Annotated in this window: 18 protein-coding genes; 12 read left to right on the forward strand and 6 right to left on the reverse strand. The window is 64.1% G+C overall.

Translation table 11 applies throughout. From position 1 onward, the window contains the following. Positions 1-56: 56 nt before the first annotated feature. Together dapA and L981_RS00355 are read right to left on the reverse strand one after the other, a co-directional pair. Positions 57-995, reverse strand: coding sequence for a 4-hydroxy-tetrahydrodipicolinate synthase (dapA, locus tag L981_RS00350; RefSeq protein ID WP_043610678.1), 939 nt, complete (start codon positions 993-995; stop codon positions 57-59). An 11-nt stretch (positions 996-1,006) separates the two neighbouring features. Then, positions 1,007-1,498 carry a hypothetical protein gene (locus tag L981_RS00355; RefSeq protein ID WP_156133929.1) on the reverse strand — a complete coding sequence of 164 codons (492 nt, stop codon included), beginning with the start codon at positions 1,496-1,498 and terminating at the stop codon, positions 1,007-1,009. A gap of 301 nt (positions 1,499-1,799) precedes the next feature. Between L981_RS00355 and ilvD the strand changes: the two genes are divergently transcribed. Together ilvD and L981_RS00365 are read left to right on the forward strand one after the other, a co-directional pair. Then, the gene (gene ilvD, locus L981_RS00360) at positions 1,800-3,638 is read left to right on the forward strand and encodes a dihydroxy-acid dehydratase (protein ID WP_043610684.1); all 1,839 of its coding nucleotides are present in this window, start codon (positions 1,800-1,802) and stop codon (positions 3,636-3,638) included. 160 nt (positions 3,639-3,798) lie between these two features. After that, entirely contained in the window at positions 3,799-4,227 is a 429-nt protein-coding gene (locus tag L981_RS00365; protein ID WP_043610685.1) for a lipocalin-like domain-containing protein, read from the forward strand. 18 nt (positions 4,228-4,245) lie between these two features. On the opposite strand, the gene L981_RS00370 is transcribed toward L981_RS00365, so the two are convergent. Together L981_RS00370 and L981_RS00375 are read right to left on the reverse strand one after the other, a co-directional pair. Next, entirely contained in the window at positions 4,246-4,650 is a 405-nt protein-coding gene (locus tag L981_RS00370) for a GFA family protein (protein WP_043610686.1), read from the reverse strand. 136 nt (positions 4,651-4,786) lie between these two features. Next, positions 4,787-5,194 (reverse strand): GFA family protein, encoded by a 408-nt coding sequence (locus L981_RS00375; RefSeq protein WP_043610688.1) that lies wholly within the window; start codon positions 5,192-5,194, stop codon positions 4,787-4,789. Positions 5,195-5,289: 95 nt separating this feature from the next. Here L981_RS00375 and L981_RS00380 point away from each other — a divergent pair, with 95 nt between their 5' ends. Further along, complete coding sequence (locus L981_RS00380) at positions 5,290-5,763, forward strand: MarR family winged helix-turn-helix transcriptional regulator (RefSeq protein WP_043610767.1); 474 nt, start codon at positions 5,290-5,292, stop codon at positions 5,761-5,763. Positions 5,764-5,774: 11 nt separating this feature from the next. On the opposite strand, the gene L981_RS00385 is transcribed toward L981_RS00380, so the two are convergent. After that, positions 5,775-6,221: a MarR family winged helix-turn-helix transcriptional regulator gene (locus L981_RS00385; protein WP_043610690.1), complete on the reverse strand. Its 447-nt coding sequence runs from the start codon at positions 6,219-6,221 to the stop codon at positions 5,775-5,777. A gap of 61 nt (positions 6,222-6,282) precedes the next feature. Between L981_RS00385 and L981_RS00390 the strand changes: the two genes are divergently transcribed. The 4 genes from L981_RS00390 to L981_RS00405 all read left to right on the forward strand — a co-directional run bounded on the left by L981_RS00390 (position 6,283) and on the right by L981_RS00405 (position 10,769). Beyond that, positions 6,283-7,011 (forward strand): thioredoxin family protein, encoded by a 729-nt coding sequence (locus L981_RS00390; protein WP_043610691.1) that lies wholly within the window; start codon positions 6,283-6,285, stop codon positions 7,009-7,011. Positions 7,012-7,125: 114 nt separating this feature from the next. After that, positions 7,126-7,602 carry a DUF1579 domain-containing protein gene (locus L981_RS00395; protein ID WP_043610693.1) on the forward strand — a complete coding sequence of 159 codons (477 nt, stop codon included), beginning with the start codon at positions 7,126-7,128 and terminating at the stop codon, positions 7,600-7,602. Positions 7,603-7,731: 129 nt separating this feature from the next. Continuing rightward, complete coding sequence (locus L981_RS00400; protein WP_043610694.1) at positions 7,732-8,499, forward strand: VOC family protein; 768 nt, start codon at positions 7,732-7,734, stop codon at positions 8,497-8,499. A 452-nt stretch (positions 8,500-8,951) separates the two neighbouring features. Next, positions 8,952-10,769, forward strand: coding sequence for a GGDEF domain-containing protein (locus L981_RS00405; protein WP_082005832.1), 1,818 nt, complete (start codon positions 8,952-8,954; stop codon positions 10,767-10,769). Here the strand turns inward: L981_RS00405 and L981_RS00410 are convergent. Continuing rightward, complete coding sequence (locus L981_RS00410; protein WP_043610695.1) at positions 10,741-11,652, reverse strand: LysR family transcriptional regulator; 912 nt, start codon at positions 11,650-11,652, stop codon at positions 10,741-10,743. The two genes, L981_RS00405 and L981_RS00410, sit on opposite strands and share 29 nt — an antisense overlap. A 128-nt stretch (positions 11,653-11,780) precedes the next feature. Between L981_RS00410 and L981_RS00415 the strand changes: the two genes are divergently transcribed. The 5 genes from L981_RS00415 to L981_RS00435 all read left to right on the forward strand — a co-directional run bounded on the left by L981_RS00415 (position 11,781) and on the right by L981_RS00435 (position 21,088). Then, on the forward strand, positions 11,781-12,815 hold the full coding sequence (locus L981_RS00415) for an aldo/keto reductase (protein WP_043610770.1): 1,035 nt from the start codon (positions 11,781-11,783) through the stop codon (positions 12,813-12,815). A gap of 161 nt (positions 12,816-12,976) precedes the next feature. Continuing rightward, positions 12,977-16,303, forward strand: a complete 3,327-nt coding sequence (locus tag L981_RS00420) for a DUF2126 domain-containing protein (protein ID WP_043610696.1) — start codon at positions 12,977-12,979, stop codon at positions 16,301-16,303. Further along, positions 16,304-18,712, forward strand: coding sequence for a circularly permuted type 2 ATP-grasp protein (locus tag L981_RS00425; protein ID WP_043610698.1), 2,409 nt, complete (start codon positions 16,304-16,306; stop codon positions 18,710-18,712). It abuts the gene before it with no gap. Between the two features lie 2 nt (positions 18,713-18,714). Continuing rightward, on the forward strand, positions 18,715-19,593 hold the full coding sequence (locus tag L981_RS00430; protein WP_043610701.1) for a transglutaminase family protein: 879 nt from the start codon (positions 18,715-18,717) through the stop codon (positions 19,591-19,593). Positions 19,594-19,771: 178 nt separating this feature from the next. Next, a complete protein-coding gene (locus tag L981_RS00435) occupies positions 19,772-21,088 on the forward strand; it encodes a pilus assembly protein TadG-related protein (protein WP_043610702.1) in 1,317 nt (438 codons plus the stop codon). Positions 21,089-21,161: the final 73 nt, after the last annotated feature.

Here is a 21,161-nt window from a genome sequence, read left to right on the forward strand (position 1 = left end):
GAAAAATCCGACCGAGCCTGTTTGAGGCCGGGTGGTAGATGCGGGCGGCCGCCAGTTCAGCTCGCGAGCGAGATCCGCACGCCGCGGCCGATCAGGGTCTCGCCCCGGATTTCGGTGAGCGGTTCGAGAGACGCGCGGATCTCGGCTGCCGTTTCGGGCGTGACGCCGGTCAACGGAAGCCGAACATCCGGGCTGAGCGCGCGCACGACGTGCAGCGCGTATTTGACCGGCCCCGGATTGGTCTCACGCTCCAACGCCACAAGCAGCGGCCGCAGCCGTTCGTGGATGGCGATTGCTGCCGCCACGTTGCCGGTCGCAATCGCCTGATGCATCGACACCATCAGCCGGGGAACCACATTCGATGCCACCGATATGGTGCCGTGACCGCCACAGAGATTGAACGGCAGCGCCGTCTGGTCGTGACCCGAGAGCTGACGGAGCCCGGTCTTCACGGCCGCCGGACAAGAGAGGAAACGGCCGATGTCGCCGGTTGCATCCTTGATGCCGACAATGCCCGGAAGCTCCGCCAGCCGCTCGAGCGTCCGCGGCGCCAGATCGACACCGGCGCGCGAAGGAACGTTGTAGACGATGATGGGCAGATCCACCGCCCCGGCCAGAGCCTCGAAGTGGCGATAGAGCCCCTCCTGCGACGGCTTGCTGTAGTAGGGCGCAACGACGAGCGCCGCATCGGCACCGAGGGCCTTGGCTTCCGCCGTCAGTTCAATCGTCGTCGCGGTGCCGTTGGTACCGGTGCCGGCGATAACCGGGATCTTGCGCTCCGCCACCTCGACGCAGCGTTCGATTACCAGCGCCCGCTCGGCACGCGACAGCGTCGGCGCTTCGCCGGTGGTGCCGCAGGCAACGATGCCGGAAATGCCGTGGCGGATCTGCCATTCGACCAGAGACATCAGGCCGACGACATCGACCTTGCCGTCCCGGAACGGCGTAACGAGTGCTGTGATCGCCCCTTCGAGGCGCAGCGAATTCATGTTCATGGACGTATCCTTCAGGTGGAAAGTTGGCCGCGGCCGGCAGCGGCCGCAAGCTGGTGGCAGCGGCAAGAGCGCAGGAAGGCGCCAAGGATCGCCGCGGCAAGGTCGGCATGTCGCGCCTTGAAGGTGATCCGGCCGGCGCCCAGTGGCTGATAGCGCAGCGCGCAGGTCCACAGGCCGAACTCGTGATTGAGCGTTCGAAGGCACAGTTTCGCCTCGGTCGCGGACGTCAGCTGGATGACGGCATCGACCAGTGCATCGGCGGCCATCAGTTCACGGAACCGGCGCGACGGCCATTCCCCAACCGCCAGATCCGGCATGTCCGCGATCACCCGTACCGCCTCCCAGACATGGTGCTCGCGCAGGCGGCGAACGGCGGTCAGCCGAAGCATCAGCGCATCGAGCGCTTGCGCAACCGTTTCGCCGCCGGTCAGCTCCTGGTCCGCATCGACCTTACGCAGGGCCGGAAGAATATGACGACGGATGTTGAAATCCTGGAGAGACATGGCACGCATCCCTGTTCGATGCGGCAAGGCTAGACCCGGCAGGCGTCCGGTTTCGATTGCGACTTCGGGCGCCCGGCATAAGATTTCCGTAAAGCGCTTCGGTGGGTGTTGTGGAAGACGCCGGCCGCGGTCTAGATTTGGTTTCCGAACAGGCGAAAGCCCGGCGCGACAGCGCGCGCGGCGTCGAAATAATCTGACGCAAAAGATGACGCGAACGCAATTTTGCGCTAGGTAGCCCATTCGGTGGCGATCAGGGATCGCCATTCCCGAGCAATACCCCTTGTCCGTGAAGGAACATGCCATGCCTGCCTATCGCTCACGTACCACCACCCACGGCCGTAACATGGCCGGCGCCCGCGGCCTCTGGCGCGCGACGGGCATGAAGGACAGCGATTTTGGCAAGCCGATTATTGCGGTGGTGAACTCGTTCACCCAGTTCGTGCCGGGCCACGTGCACCTCAAGGATCTTGGCCAGCTCGTCGCCCGCGAGATCGAGGCTGCCGGTGGCGTCGCCAAGGAATTCAACACCATCGCCGTCGACGACGGCATCGCCATGGGCCACGACGGCATGCTCTATTCGCTGCCCTCGCGCGAGATCATCGCCGATAGCGTCGAGTACATGGTTAACGCGCACTGCGCCGACGCCATGGTCTGCATCTCGAACTGCGACAAGATCACCCCCGGCATGCTGATGGCTGCACTTCGCCTCAACATTCCCGCCGTCTTCGTTTCCGGCGGCCCGATGGAAGCCGGCAAGGTCGTACTGCACGGCAAGACGCACGCGCTCGACCTGGTCGACGCCATGGTCGCCGCAGCCGACGACAATGTTTCCGATGAAGACGTCAAGGTCATCGAGCGCTCGGCCTGCCCGACCTGCGGCTCCTGCTCCGGCATGTTCACGGCCAACTCGATGAACTGTCTGACCGAAGCCCTCGGCCTGTCTCTGCCCGGCAACGGCTCGACGCTCGCCACCCACGCCGACCGCAAGCGCCTGTTCGTCGAAGCCGGCCACCTGATCGTCGACATCACCCGCCGCCACTACGAGCAGGACGACAACAGCGTCCTGCCGCGCAACGTCGCCTCCAAGAAGGCGTTCGAGAATGCCATGGCGCTCGATATCGCCATGGGCGGCTCGACCAACACCGTGCTGCACATTCTGGCCGCCGCCCATGAGGGCGAGGTCGATTTCACCATGGCGGACATCGACCGCCTGTCGCGCAAGGTTCCGTGCCTGTCGAAGGTCGCGCCGGCGAAAAGCGACGTGCACATGGAAGACGTGCACCGCGCCGGCGGCATCATGTCGATCCTCGGCGAGCTGGAAAAAGGCGGCCTCATCAACCGCGATTGCCCGACGGTGCACAGCGCCACGATCGGCGACGCCATCGACCGTTGGGACATCACCCGCACGTCGAGCGAAACGGTCCGCAATTTCTTCCGCGCAGCACCGGGCGGCATCCCGACCCAGGTCGCCTTCAGCCAGGAAGCGCGCTGGGACGAACTCGACACCGACCGCGAAAAGGGCGTCATCCGCTCGGTCCAACATCCCTTCTCCAAGGATGGCGGCCTCGCCGTCTTGAAGGGCAACATCGCCATCGACGGCTGCATCGTGAAGACCGCGGGCGTCGACGAGAGCATCCTGAAGTTCTCAGGCCCTGCCCGCGTCTTCGAAAGCCAGGACGCGTCGGTCAAGGCGATCCTTGCCAACGAGATCAAGGCCGGCGACGTCGTCGTCATCCGCTATGAAGGCCCGAAGGGCGGCCCGGGCATGCAGGAAATGCTCTATCCGACGAGCTACCTGAAATCGAAGGGCCTCGGCAAAGCCTGCGCGCTGATCACCGACGGCCGCTTCTCCGGCGGCACCTCGGGCCTGTCGATCGGCCACGTTTCGCCGGAAGCGGCCAATGGCGGCACGATCGGCCTGGTGCGCGAGGGCGACATGATCGACATCGACATCCCGAACCGCACGATCAGCCTGCGCGTCGACGAGACGGAACTCAGCCGCCGCCGTACCGAGCAGGACGCGAAGGGCTGGAAGCCCACCGAACAGCGCAAGCGCAAGGTGACGACGGCGCTGAAGGCCTATGCGGCTTTCGCCACCTCCGCCGACCGTGGCGCCGTGCGCGACCTCGGCGAGCACTGACCAGCCACGTTCTGGCAGCGCCCGAGCGGCGCAAGAAACAACGAAGGGCTCCCGCGCGGCGGGGGCCCTTTTCTTTGATCTCGTCCTAGGGATTGGCCCGGCTTTGCCGGACAGGAACCATCTGTTATTTTAGTTTACCCTAAAATCACACAGGTGGATCATGGCGGACGAGTCTGGATTGCTCGGCACCTGGAAGATGCTTTCCTGGACGCGCGAGGTCGTCGCCACTGGCGAGGTCAGCGATGCCATGGGCCCTGACCCCATCGGTTATCTCTCGTATTTTCCGGATGGCCGGATGACTGCCGTCGTGGTGAAGCGCGATCGGCCACAGCTCAAAGGGCTTGTGCCCTCTCACGACGAAAAAGCGGCACTGTTTGATTCCATGCTCGCCTATTCCGGCTCCTATTCACTCAAGGACGGCCGGATCATCCATCATGTCGAGGCAAGCTGGAACCCGGCCTGGGGCGTCTCCGACCTGATCCGTCCCTTTGTCCTGCAAGGCGACAAGCTGGTGATCTATGGTGCGCCGGGCGTGGACCCGGCAACCGGCCAGGAGGTCATCTACCACCTCGAATTTCGCAAGATGTGACCAGCTTGGCCACGGGCGTCAGAGGTGGCGCGTCTCGGCCGGCGCGTGGAACCAGTTGTTGTTGCGCCCGTCCATGTACTGCACCGGTGCTTCGGCCAGCACCGCCGGGTCGAGATCGTCGAGGCAGGCGACGTTGACGGAATAGTAGGCGCCGCCGATCTCCTCGATGTAGCCGTGACCGAAGGCGGCAACGCCGCAGGTCCTGCAGAAGCGGTGATGCACGCTGTTGCTGCCGAACTGGTAGTCGGCGATGTTGGCTTCGTCGCACTGCAGCCGGAAAGCGTCGGGCTTCACGACCACCCCCCAGTAGCGCCGCTTCCAGCAAATCGAGCAGTTGCATTTGCCGGTGCCGGCATCGAGGTCGATATCGGCCTCATAGCGGATGTTTCCGCAATGGCAGCTTCCTTTGTAGGTCAGTTTCATAGCTGTCGCTCCTGCTCGCGGGCCGGTCAGCCCCCAATATTGCCGCCCACCCGGCAGGCGATGTGCCTGCCGGGTGAAGCTCATGCAATGCAAGTGCCATATTGACAACATATTGTCAATTATGAACCGGCACGCGTCAGAGATGACGGACTTCGGCGGGCGTTTGATCCCATCGGTCGTTCCGGCCATCCAGATATTGCACCGACACTTCGGCAAGGACCGATGGATCGACATCGTCCAGCGTGGCAACATTGACACTGTAATAGGCGCCGCCGAGTTCCTCGACATAACCATGGCTATAGGAGGCGATGCCGCAGGCTGGGCAGAAACGGTGATTGCCAACCTTGGCGCCGAACTGATACCGGCCAACCTGGTCTTCCGGCGACAGGAGGCGAAAATCTTCCGGCTGGACCTGCGCACCCCAGTAGCGGACCTTGCCACAGAACGAGCAATTGCATCGCGTCGTCCCGGCATCGAGATCGAAAGTCGCCTCGTATCTGAGCTTGCCGCAATGGCAACCGCCGCTGTAAGTCCTTCTCGCCATGCTCTCATCTCCCTTGCTAAAATGACTTGCTGAAACAATCACACCATGACAACATGATGTCATATAAACATTCACACGACGCTGGTGCTGTCAACATGAAAGATCCTGATCGGACACCCGCCGGAGACGCCTTTGCGGAGTTCGCCATATCGGTATTGCGGCTGGCCGGCCCCTTGACGCAGGCCGGCGACGCGCTCGCCAAGCCTTCCGGACAAACGAGCGCCCGCTGGCAGGTACTGGCCGCGGCAAACCATGCGCCGATGTCGGTAGCCGATGCGGCACGCGCGCTCGGCCTCGCGCGCCAGGGAGTGCAGCGCATCGCCGATCTCCTGGAGGCCGAAGGGCTGATCGCCTACAGGGACAACCCGACCCACCAGAGGGCGAAACTCATGGTCCTGACCGCGGCGGGAGAAACGGCGCTGCACGATATCAAGGAGCGGCAGGCGGCCTGGGCGGACCGCCTGGGCGGCGCGCTCGGCGAAAGGCGGCTACGCCAGGCTTCCGCCTTGATCGCCGAGGTGATCGAAGTACTCAGGGAACGCCCCACACCAGAGCCGTCCGAGGACTGACCGACTGCCGGTCAGGCCAGCCTTAGGAGATCCGCACGCAGGCGGTCCGGACCACCGTCCCCGAAGACCGGATCGAGCGCCTCATGGAGGTCCCGCCAGATCGGCACGGCGCGCGCCAGCAGCCCCTGCCCCTCCGGCGTCAGCCGCAATCGGCGCGACCGCCGGTCGTCGGCATCCGGGAAGCTTTCGACCAGGCCGCGCCGTTCCAGCGGCTTCAGCGCCGCCGTCAAGGTCGTCCGGTCCATGGCGAGAAGCGATGCCACCGAGCCCATATTGGGCGCTACGGGGCGGTTGAGCGACATCAGCAGAGAGAATTGTCCGTTGGTGATATCGAGAGGGCGCAGCCCCTCGTCGAACCGGCGGGCAAGGGCGCGCGCAGCACGCTGCACATGCAGGCAGAGGCAGGTGTCCTTCACGTGCAGGGTGGTATCGAACGAAACGAGCGGCATTTTTGACATGACCGATTAATGTTGATATCAACGTAAATAGTCAAGTGCAACGTTGGAAGGAGGAACGGGCATGAGACAGGACCACGCAGTGGTATCGCCTGGAGAGTGGCTAAAGGCGCGCAGAGACCTGCTTGCGCTGGAAAAGGAACACACCCACGCACGCGACAAGGTCAATGCCGCCCGGCTGGCCTTGCCCTGGGTGAAGATGGAAAAGACCTACATCTTCGATACGCCGGCGGGCCGCAGATCACTTTCCGAGCTTTTCGACGGCCGCAGCCAGCTCATGGTCTATCATTTCATGTTCGGCCCCACCTGGGAGGCCGGCTGCCCCGGCTGCTCCTTCCTGGTCGATCACTTCGCCGGCATGCTGCCGCACCTGAACCATCACGACGTCACGCTGGTCGCCGCATCGAACGCGCCGCTGGTCAAAATCGAAGCCTACAAGAAACGCATGGACTGGCATTTCCCCTGGTGCTCGGCGGAAGGCAACGGCTTCAACCATGACTTCCATGTCGCCTTTTCGGCAGACGAACTCGCCAGTGGCAAGGTCGATTACAATTTCACCGACATCGAAAGCGCCAATGCGCATGAGGAACTGCCCGGTCTCAGCGCCTTCCAGAAGAGCGAGGACGGCACGGTCTACCACACCTATTCGTCCTATGCCCGCGGGCTCGAGGAACTGGTGGGCACACTGATGCTGCTCGACCGCGCACCGAAGGGCCGCAACGAAGACGGTACGATGGACTTCGTCCGGCGCCACGACGAATACGACCGGGAACCGGGCCGCAAGGCGGGCTGACCTTCGCATCCGCCGCGGGCGGAACTTTTCGCCCGCGAAATCGTTGTGAGAACGCTCGCGTGCCGGGCCGATTGCCTATGCCCGGACGAACCCTGTGCCCAACAAGGAAATCCCGTGAGAGCAGAACCGGAAGAACCGCACCGCTGGCTCGAGCAATTGCTGGGCGACTGGCACGTTCGCACGGCCGGATCCGATGGCGAGCCCGACGGCAGCGGCCCCTGGACCGAACATGTCCGGTCCCTCGAGGGCCTTTGGATCGTCTGCGAAGGTCAGGGAACGATGCCGGGTGGCAGTTTCGGCCAGACGCTGATGACGCTCGGCTTCAATCCGCAAACCGGGCGTTACGTCGGCACCTGGATCGGATCGATGATGAAGCACATGTGGATCTATGACGGCGAACTGGACGCGGCCGGCACGTCCCTCTCCCTCTCCTGCGAAGGGCCGGATTTCGAAACCCCCGACCGGACCGCGCGCTATCGTGATGTCATCACGCTTGACGGTCCATCCCGGCGGCTACTGACGGCGCAGATGCAGACAGCGGACGGACGCTGGAAAGATTTGATGACCGCGGAGTACCTGCGCCGGGATTGAAAGCGATGCTGGAGGCCGACCTTCGGCTTTGCGATCACACGTCCCGTCAGGCTGACCCGGCGACAGTTCATTCGAACAGGCAACCAAGCGGCGCGAAATACGCCGCGCCAAGGCAATCGGAGGAAGGCAATGGCAGATCACGGCAAATTCGTTTGGTACGAGTTGATGACGACCGACATGGCGGCCGCCGAAACGTTTTACAAGGACGTCGTCGGGTGGAATGCCGCCGATTCCGGCATGGCCGGCATCAACTACACCCTGTTCAACGTCGGCGAGATTCCGGTGGCCGGCCTGATGACCATGCCGGAAGGCGCGCTTGAAATGAACGTGCCGCCCGCCTGGCTCGGTTACATCGGCGTCGACGATGTCGATGCGACCGCCGCCAGCATCGCCGCCAAGGGCGGCAAGGTGCACCGGGCGCCGGACGATATCCCCGGCATCGGGCGTTTCGCCGTCGTCACCGACCCGCACGGCGCGGTGTTCTCGGTCTTCAAGGGGACGGGCGATCCACCGCCGGTCACCGACCCGATGGCTCCCGGATTGATCGGCTGGCACGAGCTTGCCTCCGGCGACCTCGACACTGCCTTTCCCTTCTATTCCGAGCTCTTCGGCTGGACCAAGGACCAGGGCATGGACATGGGCGAGATGGGCATCTACCAGATCTTCGCCCATGGCGGCGCCCCGATCGGCGGGATGATGACCAAGCCGAAGGAAGTGCCCGCGCCCTATTGGCTCTACTATATCAACGTGCCGGCCATCGATACCGCCATCGAACGCATCAAGGCTGGCGGCGGAAAGATCGTTTTGGAGCCTATGGAAGTCCCCGGAGGGGCCTGGATTGTTCAGGCGCTCGACCCGCAAGGCGCCCGCTTCGCACTGGTCGGGCCGAGGCGCTGAGACTATTGCGTGTCTCCTTAAATGCTCCTCGAGTTAAGACAAGAGACACGCAGCAGATTAAAGTGCCACGGCAACCTCTGAGGGTTTGATGGGACGCGAGGCACGCCATGCGCAGCACAGATCACGTTGCCGTGAAGAGTTACAGAAGTAAAATCACGGCAGACCAAGTCCAGGCCCGCTTTCGGCAAGAAAACGGGCCTGATTTATTGCGATCATGGACCGGAAAGCGAACACCGAGGCCACCAAAGCCATGGCCTGCCCTGCGCCGGGCGCATCCCTCGGTTGCGGAATAGCCCCTAGTATTTCAGGGTATTTCAAGCTTATTTAACATCTTATACGATAACAGGGGCGACAAGCACACTGATTTCGGATGGGTTTCTTGTCGGGCGACAAGAATTTGTCGTGACTGTCGAGACGACGAGCGACGACATGAGTGGAGCAACTTCGCGCAGATGAGCAATAAGGGCAGCAGCTATGCGTCCCCTCAGATGGGCGTCGGGGAAGCACGCACGGCCAAGGCCCTGCGACGCAAGCTCCAATGGCTGGTGGCCATTGTCGTTGCCTGCACGGGCATTCTTGCGACCGAAATCATCGCCGCGTCCTACAGCGATTTCGTCATCGCGCGCCGCAATCTGACGGAAGTCATGGCCTTTTGCCGCGTCCTCGACGCCGCGAACTACCTCTCGGCCGAACGTGGTCCGTCGAACGGCATGCTTGGCCTCGGCGTAGCGCCCGGGTCCACCGTTCAGGCGCGGCTGGCGGAGTTTCGTACCCGCAGCGACGCGGCACTCGCCGAGATCACCGCCGACATCGACAATGCCAGCCGTTCCGAACCGGCCGGCGCACTCTCGCCCATCCTGGTCGAGGTGCACCGTCGGCTGATGCTTGCGCGTGCGGAAGTCGATCGCATTGCGGCCCTTCCGCCGGAAGAGCGGAACCTGGCCGAAATCGAAGGGTCGATCGAGGCCATGTTCGGCGTGATCGATGCGCTCCGCCCCGCGATCGACTGGAACATTCAGCGCCTGACCAATACGGACCCGAACCTTGCGGGCATTGCTCTTGCGGCCCAGATGCTCGCCAATCTGCGTGAAGACGGTGGTCGCCTCGGCTCGCAGGTCATGGCGCCCGTTGCCGTCGGCAAGCCGCTCGCGATCAAGAACCTGGCCGACAGCGAGCGCACACGTGGCAGGCTGCAGGAGGTCTGGGCGATCGTCGGCAAGCCGGGCGCGCTTCCCGGCCTCGATCCGGCGAAGATCGGCGATCTCGCCAAGATCGACCGCGAATTCTTCGGCGAAGGTTTTGCGATCATCGACAACATCGTCGCCGTCGGCAAACGCTCTGGCAACTACCCGCTGACCGCCGAACAGCTCACCGACATTTTCGTCCCGAAGATGAAGCCGCTTGAGGATCTGCGTCGCGCCTTCATGGATTCGACCGTCGAGCGCCTGTCGGCCAACAAGACGCGCGCGTCGATCAAGCTCGCCGTCGCGAGCCTTGCGACCTTCTCGCTTTTCCTGGTGCTCCTGGTGTTGATGCGCCGCGCCCGCTCGCTGGTCTTCGAACCGCTGCTCCTCGCGCGCCACAGCATCATCGAGCTCGCCAACGACCGCCCGATCCCGCGCCTCCAGGGCAAGGGCGGAGAAGGCGAAATGGGGCGCCTGTTCGATGCGATCGACATCCTGCGCCAGCGCCTCGACGAGCGCACGCTGCTGATGCAGCATCTCGAGCGCCAGGCGGAAACGGACGAATTGACCGGCCTGCTCAATCGCCGCGCACTGGAGCTGATCGGCGGCGCGGAAGACACGGACGGCAAGGATCAGGACGCCTGTCTGATCCTGATGGATATCGACCACTTCAAGCAGATCAACGATACCCACGGCCACCTGATCGGCGACATCGTGCTTCAGGAAACCGCACGCATCATCCGCAATTCCGTGCGCAATTCCGATCTCGTCGCCCGTTTCGGTGGCGAGGAGTTCGCCGTGATCACGCCCGGCGACAGCATCGAATCCGCCCTTGCCCTTGCCGAAAGGATCAGGGTAAACCTCGCACGCGAACCGATCGTCCTTGCCGACGGGCAGAAGCTGAATGTTACCGCCAGCTTCGGCGTGGCCGAGGGCCGGAGCGCGGACGGTGGCTGGAAGCACCTGATCGAACTTGCCGATACGGAACTCTATCGCGCCAAGTCCGAAGGCCGAAATCGCGTCTGCGGCCAGCCGGACGAAGCCGCGCACTCGCCGTTCAAGGCGATGAAATCCGCGCGCGCTTAGCCAGGAAATCGAGCACTACCCGCACACGCGCCGGCAGGGCTCCACCCTGCCCGTGGAACACCGCATGGAAGGCCTCGATGTCGCCCGGGTTCAAATGCTCGGCAACCGCCGTCAGCCGGCCGCAACGGATATCCTCCTTGACCGTAAACGTCGGCAGTCGCGCCAGGCCGACGCCGGCGAGCGCAAGCTGGCGCAAGCCCTCGCCGTCACTCACGCGGACCTGCTCCGTCGGTGCCAGCGTGATCGTCTCTCCGTTCGACAGGAGTGGCCAGCCATCGATCGAACGGGCGTAGCTATGGCTCAGCCTGTTCATCGCTTCGAGATCCTCAACGCTCACGGGCGTGCCGAACCGTTGAAGATAGGACGGCGCGCCGACGATCGTCATCGACGTGCTGCCGAGCTTGCGGGCGATCAGGCTTGAAGACTTCAGCGGACCGGCGCGCACGGCGATGTCGGCCCGCTCCGCCATCAGGTCGACCACGGCATCGGTCTGCAAAATATCGAGCGAGACAGACGGGAAGGCCGAAAGAAAATCCGGCAGCACCGGCATCAGCACATGCACCGCATAGGAAGCGCTGACGTTCAGACGCACGCGACCCTCCGGCGTCTCGCCTGAACCCGCCTCGCGCTCCGCCTCGTCGATATCGGCAAGGATGCGCACCGCCCGCTCGTAGAAGGCGCAGCCCTCCGCCGTCAGTTGCAACCGCCGCGTCGAACGGTTGACGAGCCGGACGCCGAGCCTTTCTTCAAGCCGCTGCACGAGCTTGCTGACGGCCGAGGGGGTCATACAGCAGACCTTTGCGGCGGCCGAAAAACCGCCGAGTTCCACCGCCTTGGCGAAAACTGCCATCTCCCCCGAACGATTGATCGACAAGCGCGACATGTGACTTCAACTCACAAATGATGTTCTTTCATCATGTCTACATCGCAAATCGCAACGACACCACCTTCTCCTCGTGGGCGAGCGGACATCCGGTCTCGCAAAGGCCAACCATCGAGGAGTTTGACGACATGGAATACAGACGGCTTGGATCATCGGGACTGAAAGTGCCTGCCTTGAGCTTTGGTGCCGGCACGTTCGGCGGCAAGGGGCCGCTCTTTAGCGCCTGGGGCAACAGCGACGCTTCGGAAGCCAGGCGGCTGATCGACATCTCGCTCGAGGCCGGCGTCAACCTCTTCGACACCGCCGACGTCTATTCCGACGGCGCATCCGAGAGCGTGCTCGGTGCAGCCATCAAGGGCCGGCGCGATGCCGTGCTGCTCTCCACCAAGATGGCATTGCCGATGGGCGACGGCCCGAATGACGCCGGCACGTCGCGCACGCGTCTCGTTAAGGGCGTCGACGATGCCTTGAAGCGGCTCGGCACCGACTACATCGACCTTTTGCAACTGCACGCCTTCGACGCGGGAACGCCGGTCGAGGAGGTGCTTTCGACCCTCGACGGTCTCGTCACTGCCGGCAAGCTGCGCTACGTCGGCGCCTCAAACTTCGCCGGCTGGCAGCTGATGAAATCGCTGGCGGTCTCCGGGAAGCACGGCCTCGTGCGCCATGTCGCCCACCAGGTCTACTATTCGCTGGTTGGACGCGACTACGAATGGGAGCTGATGCCGCTTGGTGCCGACCAGGGCGTCGGCGCGCTGGTCTGGAGCCCGCTCGGATGGGGGCGCCTGACCGGTAAGATCCGGCGTGGGCAGCCGTGGCCGGAAGGCAGCCGCCTGCATGACACAGCCGCCTTCGGCCCGCCGGTCGATGACGAAAAGCTCTACGATGTCGTCGACGTGCTCGATCAACTCGCCGAGGAAACCGGCAGGACGATCCCGCAGATCGCCATCAACTGGCTGCTGCAGCGCCCGACGGTCTCGAGCGTCATCATCGGCGCCCGCAACGAGGAGCAGCTTCGCCAGAACCTCGGCGCCGTCGGCTGGTCGTTGTCGCGGGAACAGATCGCCCGGCTCGACGCGGCGAGCAATACGACTCCGGCCTACCCCTACTTCCCCTACTACCGCCAGGAGGGTTTCGCGCGGATCAATCCGCCGATCGTCTGATCGTCAGGCAACCGCTTTCGCACGCCCCGCACTGGCGTGCGAAAGCATTGCACCGCCTTGGTTTTCCCGGTGCGCTTTCGCGCTTGCATTCTCGATTTGCATTGCACAAACTTCGTGGCGATGGGGGCACCAGACCTTCCACGAAGGGGATCAAATCCGGCATGTCTATCAAGGCCAGTATCTATCACCTGACCCACTACACCTATGACCGTCCCGTCAGGCTGTCGCCGCAGATCATCCGGCTGAAGCCCGCCGCTCACTCCAAGACAAAGGTCATCAGCCACTCGCTGAAGGTCTCGCCCGGCAACCATTTCGTCAACCTGCAGCAGGACCCCTACGGCAACTACCTCGCCCGCTTCGTCTTTCCCGATCCGGTGAGCGAGCTGAAGATCGAAGTCGATCTCGTCGCCGACATGACGGTCTACAACCCCTTCGACTTCTTCGTCGAGGAAGAGGCCGAGCATTGGCCCTTCCCCTACCCCGAAGATCTCAGCGACGATCTGAGGATCTACATGACGCCGGAGCCGCTCGGCCCGGCGCTCTCCGCCTTCATGGCAACGGTCGATCGTTCCTGCCAGCGCACCATCGACATGGTCGTCGGGCTCAACGCGCGCCTGCAGCAGGAAATCGGCTATGTCATCCGCATGGAGCCGGGCGTGCAGGACCCGGAGCAGACGCTGACATCGGCGCGCGGCTCGTGCCGCGATTCCAGCTGGTTGCTCGTGCAGATCCTGCGCAATCTCGGCTTCGCTGCCCGCTTCGTCTCCGGCTATCTCATTCAGCTGACACCCGATCTGAAAGCCCTCGACGGCCCCTCCGGCACCGACCACGACTTCACCGACCTGCACGCCTGGGCCGAAGTCTATCTGCCCGGCGCCGGCTGGGTCGGGCTCGACCCGACCTCGGGCCTCCTGACCGGCGAAAGCCACATTCCGCTCGCAGCAACGCCGCACTATCGAAACGCCGCGCCGATTTCCGGCGGCTTCTTCGGCGATCCCGAGACCCGAACCGACTTCGCCTTCGACATGAAGGTAAAACGTGTCGCCGAGCACCCGCGCATCACCAAGCCGTTCTCCGACGAGAGTTGGGAATCGCTGAACGCACTTGGTGAAAGCGTCGACCGGGTGCTGCAGGAAAACGACGTCCGCCTGACGATGGGCGGCGAACCGACCTTCGTCTCGATCGACGATTTCGAGGCGGAAGAATGGAACACCGCCGCCGTCGGCCCGACCAAGCGCGAGAAGGCGGACGATCTCATCCGCCGGCTGCGCGAGCGTTTCGCCCCCGGCGGGTTCCTGCATTACGGCCAGGGCAAGTGGTATCCCGGCGAAAGCCTGCCGCGCTGGACCTTCTCGCTCTACTGGCGCAAGGACGGCGTGCCGATCTGGAGCCGGCCCGATCTCATCGCCGAGGAAGCCGGCCGGCACGACGTGACCGAAAAGGATGCCGAACGCCTGCTGCACGCGATCGCCGGCGAGCTCGATGTCGCGGCCGAGATGGTGGTGCCCGCCTTCGAGGATCCGGCCGAATGGCTCTTGAAGGAGGCGAACCTCCCGGACAATGTCGATCCCGCCAATTCGAAGCTCAAGGACCCGGAGGAACGCAGCCGCATGGCGCGTGTCTTCGAGCGTGGGCTGACGACGCCGACCGGCTACGTTCTGCCGGTCCAGGCCTGGAACGCCCAGGCCTCCGGACGACAATGGATGAGCGAGAAGTGGAGCACCCGCCGCGGTCGGCTCTTCCTCGTGCCGGGCGATAGCCCGGTCGGCTATCGCCTGCCGCTCGGCACTCTGCCCTATATCGCGCCCTCTCAGTTTCCCTATATCCACCCGCTCGACCCGACCTTGCCGCGCGACGACCTGCCGGATTTCTCCGAGGAGATCAGCCGGCCGCAACAGGCACGCTTCCAGCCCTTGGAAGCGCCGGAAACACCGCTGCCGGTCGCGCGGGACGAAATCGCCGGCCTGGTGCGTACCGCCATCAGCGTCGAGCCCCGCGACGGCAGGCTCTGCGTTTTCATGCCGCCGACGGCAAGCATCGAGGAGTATCTCGACTTGATCGCGTCTGCGGAACGGGCCGCTGCCGCCATTGGCCTGCCGGTGCATATCGAGGGCTATGCCCCGCCCCAGGACGAGCGCATCAACGTCATCCGCGTCGCACCCGATCCCGGCGTGATCGAGGTCAACATCCACCCGGCCGCCCATTGGCGCGACTGCGTCGATATCACGACCGCGATCTACGAGGAGGCGCGCCAGAGCCGGCTCGGCGCCGACAAGTTCATGATCGACGGCCGCCACACCGGCACCGGCGGCGGCAACCACGTGGTCGTCGGCGGCGCCAATCCGAATGACAGCCCGTTCCTGCGCCGCCCGGATCTCTTGAAGAGCATGGTGCTTCACTGGCAGCGGCATCCCTCGCTTTCCTATCTGTTCTCCGGCCTCTTCATCGGCCCGACGTCGCAGGCGCCGCGCATCGACGAGGCCCGCCACGACCAGCTCTATGAGCTCGAAATCGCGCTGGCGCAGGTGCCGATGCCCGGCTCTGCAACGCCGCCGCCCCTACCCTGGCTCGTCGACCGGCTGTTCCGCAACCTGCTCGTGGATGTCACCGGCAACACCCACCGGGCGGAAATCTGCATCGACAAGCTGTTCTCGCCCGATGGCCCGACCGGCCGTCTCGGCCTCGTCGAGTTCCGCGGCTTCGAGATGCCGCCGAACGCCCGCATGTCGCTTGCCCAGCAATTGCTGGTGCGCGCGCTGATCGCCCGCTTCTGGAAGCACCCGGTCGACGGCCGCTTCGTGCGCTGGGGCACGGCGCTGCATGATCGTTTCATGCTGCCGCATCATGTCTGGCAGGACTTTCTCGACGTGCTCGCCGACCTCCGAACCCATGGCTTCGATCTGAAGCCGGAATGGTTCGAGGCTCAGCTCGAGTTCCGCTTCCCCTTCTGCGGCGAGGTCGAATACGAGGGAGCAAAGCTCGAAATCCGCCAGGCGCTGGAACCCTGGCACGTGATGGGCGAACAGGGGGCAATCGGCGGCACCGTGCGCTATGTCGACAGCTCGATCGAGCGCCTTCAGGTCAAGCTCGATACCGCCAATCCCGAGCGTTACACGGTCGCCTGCAACGGTCGGCCCGTGCCTCTCACACGCACCGGTCCGAACGGCGCGGCGGTGGCCGGCGTGCGTTACAAGGCGTGGCAGCCGGCCTCCGGCCTGCACCCGGTGCTGCCGGTCAACACTCCCCTTACATTCGATATCTATGATACATGGTCGAATCGGGCGATCGGCGGTTGCATCTACCATGTCGCCCACCCGGGTGGGCGCAACTACGACACGTTTCCGGTCAACGGCAACGAGGCGGAGGCGCGACGCCTGTCGCGGTTCGAGCCTTGGGGCCATACGCCGGGAGGTTACCCGCTGCGCCCCGAAAGCCCGTCGACGGAATTCCCGATGACGCTTGATCTCAGGCGTCCACCAGGAGCGTAAATGCCGAAGAAGCAGACAGCCGCCGCAAGCCATCCGGGCACCGACGACGATCCGGTCTTCGGCTATCGGGCCCTACCGGGCATTGCCGACGAAATGCTCGACCAGGAAGGCAATGTCCGCCCGGTCTGGCAGCGGCTGCTCGCGACGCTTGGGCGGCTCGACGAGACCGAGCTTGCCAACCGCTTCGCCCGCGCCGACCGCTATCTGCGCGATGCCGGGGTGTTCTATCGCGTCTATGGCGCCAAGGAGAGCTCCGAGCGCAGCTGGCCGCTGTCGCACATTCCGGTTCTGATCGACGAAAAGGAATGGGCGCACGTCTCGCAGGGCCTCGTGCAGCGCGCCGAGCTCCTGGAAAAGGTTGTCGCCGACATCTATGGCGAGAACCGGCTGGTGCGCGAAGGGCTGCTGCCGCCCGCGCTCGTCGCCTCCAATCCAGAGTTTCTGCGCCCGCTTGTCGGCGTAAAGCCCGCCGACGGCCACTTCCTGCATTTCGTCTCCTTCGAGATCGGCCGCGGCCCCGACGGAAACTGGTGGGTCCTGTCCGATCGCACCGAGGCGCCCTCGGGCGCCGGCTTCGCCCTGGAAAACCGGGTCGCGACCACGCGCGCCTTCTCCAATCTCTATGCGGAAAGCCACGTCCACCGACTGGCCGGTTTTTTCGGCGAGTTCCGCGACACGCTGCAGAGCCGCCGGCTACATCCGGACGACCGCATCGCCGTTCTTTCGCCGGGGATCGCCAATGAGACCTATTTCGAACATGCCTACATCGCCCGCTATCTGGGCTTCATGCTGCTCGAAGGCGAGGATCTGACCGTTGTCGGCGGCCGGGTGATGGTGCGCACCGTCGCCGGTCTCAAGCCCATCGGCGTGCTCTGGCGTCGTCTCGACGCCGCATTTGCCGATCCGCTCGAACTCAATCAGTCCTCCCATATCGGCACGCCCGGCATCGTCGAGGCGCTTCGCGCCGGATCGGTCTCGATCGTCAACGCGCTCGGCACCGGCATCGTCGAAACCCGCGCTTTCCTCGCCTTCACGCCAGCGATCTGCCGCCATCTGCTGGGCGAGGAACAGAAGCTGCCCTCGATCGCCACCTGGTGGTGCGGCCAAAGCGCGGAACGCGAACAGGTCGCCGCCAACCTCGACCGCATGGTGATCGGCCCCGCCTACCAGACCCGCCCCTTCTTCGACGACAACGGCCAGTCGGTGCTCGGCCGCACGCTCGATGAGAAGGCCCGGGCCTCGATCGCAGACTGGCTTTGCGCCGAGGGCGGCAAGCTCGTGGGCCAGGAAGTGGTCACGCTCTCGACCACCCCCGCCTGGGTGCGCGGCCGGCTGACGCCACGGCCGATGAGCCTGCGCGTGTTTGCGGCACGCACCCGCGACGGCTGGCAGATCATGCCGGGGGGCTTTGCCCGCATCGGCTCCGGTGACGATGTCGCTGCGATCGCGATGCAGGCGGGCGGCACCGCCGCCGACGTCTGGATCGTCAGCGACCGGCCGGTCGAACGCACGACGCTGCTTCCGGCCGAGGAGAGCTTCACCCGCAACATGCCGGGCAGCTTGCCGAGCCGGGCGGCCGACAATCTCTTCTGGCTCGGCCGCTACATCGAGCGTGCGGAAGGGGCGCTTCGCATCCTGCGCGCCTGGCACGGCCGCTTTGCCGAAACCGCCGATCCGGACCTGCCGCTCTTGAAGGATGTCAGCGACTATCTCGCCGCTCTCGACATCGATGCGCGCCAGCCGGTGCCCGACAGCCTGCTTGCCAATATCTCCAGCGCGCTTTTCAGCGCCGGAAACATCCGCGACCGTTTCTCTCCGGACGGCTGGCTGGCGCTGAACGACCTTTCGCAGACGGCGCGCAAGTTCCACGCGACGGTGCAGGCCGGCGACGACGCGACGCGGGCGATCACCGTGCTCCTGCGCAAGCTCGCCGGCTTTGCCGGTCTCGTGCATGAAAACATGTACCGGTTCACCGGCTGGCGCTTTCTTTCGATCGGCCGCTACATCGAGCGCGGCCTGCACATGACGCGGCTGCTCGGCCACATGTCGGGGCCGGATGCGCCCGACGGCGCCTACGACATGCTGCTCGAAATCGGCGACAGCGTCATGACCCATCGCCGGCGCTACAATGTCAGCACCGCCGCCTTGACGGTCACCGACCTCCTGGCGCTCGATCCGCTCAATCCGCGCTCGGTGCTTTACCAGTTGAACGAGATCAAGACCGAGGTCGAGCTCTTGCCGAACGCCTTCGTCAACGGACAGATGTCCCCGTTCTACCGCGAGGCGATGCGGCTGCATTCGGGCCTGGCGGTGATGACGCCGGAAGCCATGAACCTCGGCGTCTACAATCGGTTGGAGCGGGATCTCGAAAGCCTGTCCGATCTGCTCGCACGCACCTATCTCGGCTAGCCATGCTCTACGACATCAGCCTGAAGATCACCTATGACTACGAAGTGCCGGTGTCCGGCGGCCGTCACCTCGTGCGCGTGCTGCCGGCGACGCTGCCGGGCCGCCAGCGTCTCGTCGTCGGCTCGCTCAGCTGCCATCCCGTGCCGGCCGAGCGCACCGAGAGCATCGACTTCTTCGCCAACCCGTTCACGTCGATCCTCTTTCGCAATTCGCATGCCGACCTGACGATCCGCATGCAGGCGCGCGTGCAGGTGGAGGCCCAGGCCCTGACCGCGGACTTCTCCCCCGATCTCGCCGGCCTGCCGGCAGAGCTTGCCGCCTGCTGGTCCGTCGATGCCGAAGCGCCGCACCACTTCGCCGGCCCGAGCCCGCTCTTGCCGGAGGCCGCCGAAATCGCCGCCTATGCGCGCGGCACGGTCACCGACGGGATGACCGTGCGCCAGATCGCCGTCGCACTGTGCGACCGCATCCATCGCGACTTCACTTATGACGGTGAGGCGACGACCGTGAACACGACGCCGGCAGAGGCGTTCAAGCTCAAGCGCGGCGTCTGCCAGGACTTCGCCCATGTCATGATCGTGGCGCTCAGAAGCCTCGGCATCCCTGCAGGCTATGTTAGTGGATTCTTAAGGACGATCCCTCCGCCCGGCAAGGAACGCCTCGAAGGGGCCGATGCCATGCATGCCTGGGTGCGCGTCTGGTGCGGCACAACCGGTGGGTGGCTCGAACTCGATCCGACCAACAATATTCCGGCTGGAACCGACCATATCGTCGTCGGCCATGGCCGCGACTATGGCGATGTCGCGCCCGTCATCGGGGTCCTGAAAAGCTACGGCAGCCAGACGACGAAACAGGCGGTCGACGTCATTCCGGTACCGTGACCCGATTTGGCACAGGCTAGTTCCCGCTTCAGGACAGGTCGGGTGTCGCAAAACCCCTTACAACAACTGGTTTTCCGGCGATCCATTAAAATTGCGCGCATTGCCGGAACGATATCGTAAGCCATCGCCGCTATTGATGCCCCCAAGCTTGCAACGTGTTCCTTTGGGGTGTGCAAAGATGGGAAGACGATACACGGTAGGCCGGTCCTTCGTAGCCATGCTCAAGGACCGGGGTGGCAATTTTGGTGTGATGGCTGCACTCGCGGCGCCATTGGTCTTGGCAGCCGGCGGCGTCGCCGTCGATCTGGCCACCATGATGACGACGAAGAACCAGATGCAGGATGCGGCCGATGCGGCGGCTCTTGCGGCTGCGTCGGCATTGGTTGCCAGCAAGGATGGACTGACGCCCGAGAAGGCCAAGGAAATCGCCTTGAACTTCCTGAAGGCGCAGTCGGCCGCAAGTTCGACGGATGTGCCCGGCGGCAACGACCCGGGCATGGGTACAGCCTCGGCGGGCGGCGTGACCGATCCGACAGAGACCCAGGTTCAGCCGACGGTCGACATCGTTACCACGCCGGTCGGCAAGAGCGACAAGGCCTTTAAGGTCACGATCGTCAACAAGCAGACCATTCAGCTCAACCCCATGACGCGATTGCTCGGACAGAAGTCCGTCAATCTGGAAACGGTGGCCATCGCTGAGAGCGCGACGGAAACCAAGAACGCCATGTCGATGTATCTCGTGCTCGACCGCTCGGGCTCGATGGCGTTCGCGACTAACGTGGAAAAGAAGCCGACCACCAGCTGCGTCAACTGGAACTCGGACAATTGGGGCAAAAGCAACGTCAAGGCGTCCACCCCGTGCATGATCGACAAGATCACGACCTTGAAATCCGCGGTTGAGACGCTGCTGAAGCCACTGACCGAGATGGACCCCGATAAGAAATATGTTCGTGTCGGCGCCGTTTCCTATAGCAGTTCCATCTTCGCGGAAGAGAAACTGGCCTGGGGCACGACGAAGGCCAGCACCTACGTCAAGAACCTGGAGGCGAACGGCGGCACGGATTCGAGCGGCGCCTTCGCCAAGGCCGTCGCGGACCTGAAGCTCAAGAGCGAGAACGACGCGCACACGGCTTCCAACGGCCTGACACCGAAAAAGTACATCGTCTTCATGACCGATGGGGCGAACACACATTTTGAAGGAAAGGCGTTGACCATCCCGGCGGCGCCAAAGCCGGAACCGGAACTCGATAACTACACGGCCCAGGATTCCAAATCCGACACCGCAACGCTCAAGGCGTGCCAGGATGCCAAGGACGCCGGCATTCGCGTCTTCACAATCGCCTTCATGGCGCCGATTCAGGGAAAATCGGTGCTCAGCCGATGCGCCAGCAGCACCGCCGACTACAAGTCGCCGGAAGACGCCGCTGCTCTGGTCAAGGTTTTCGGCGAAATCGGCGCCACGACCTCGGGCAAGATGGCACGCCTGACGCGGTAAGACAGACCACATCGCTGACGATGCCGCCCGGTCCCGCCGGGCGGCATTTTGCATTTCGGCGGGACGCTTTCTC

The organism is Ensifer sp. ZNC0028 (assembly GCF_000799055.1).
Lineage (GTDB): Bacteria > Pseudomonadota > Alphaproteobacteria > Rhizobiales > Rhizobiaceae > Ensifer.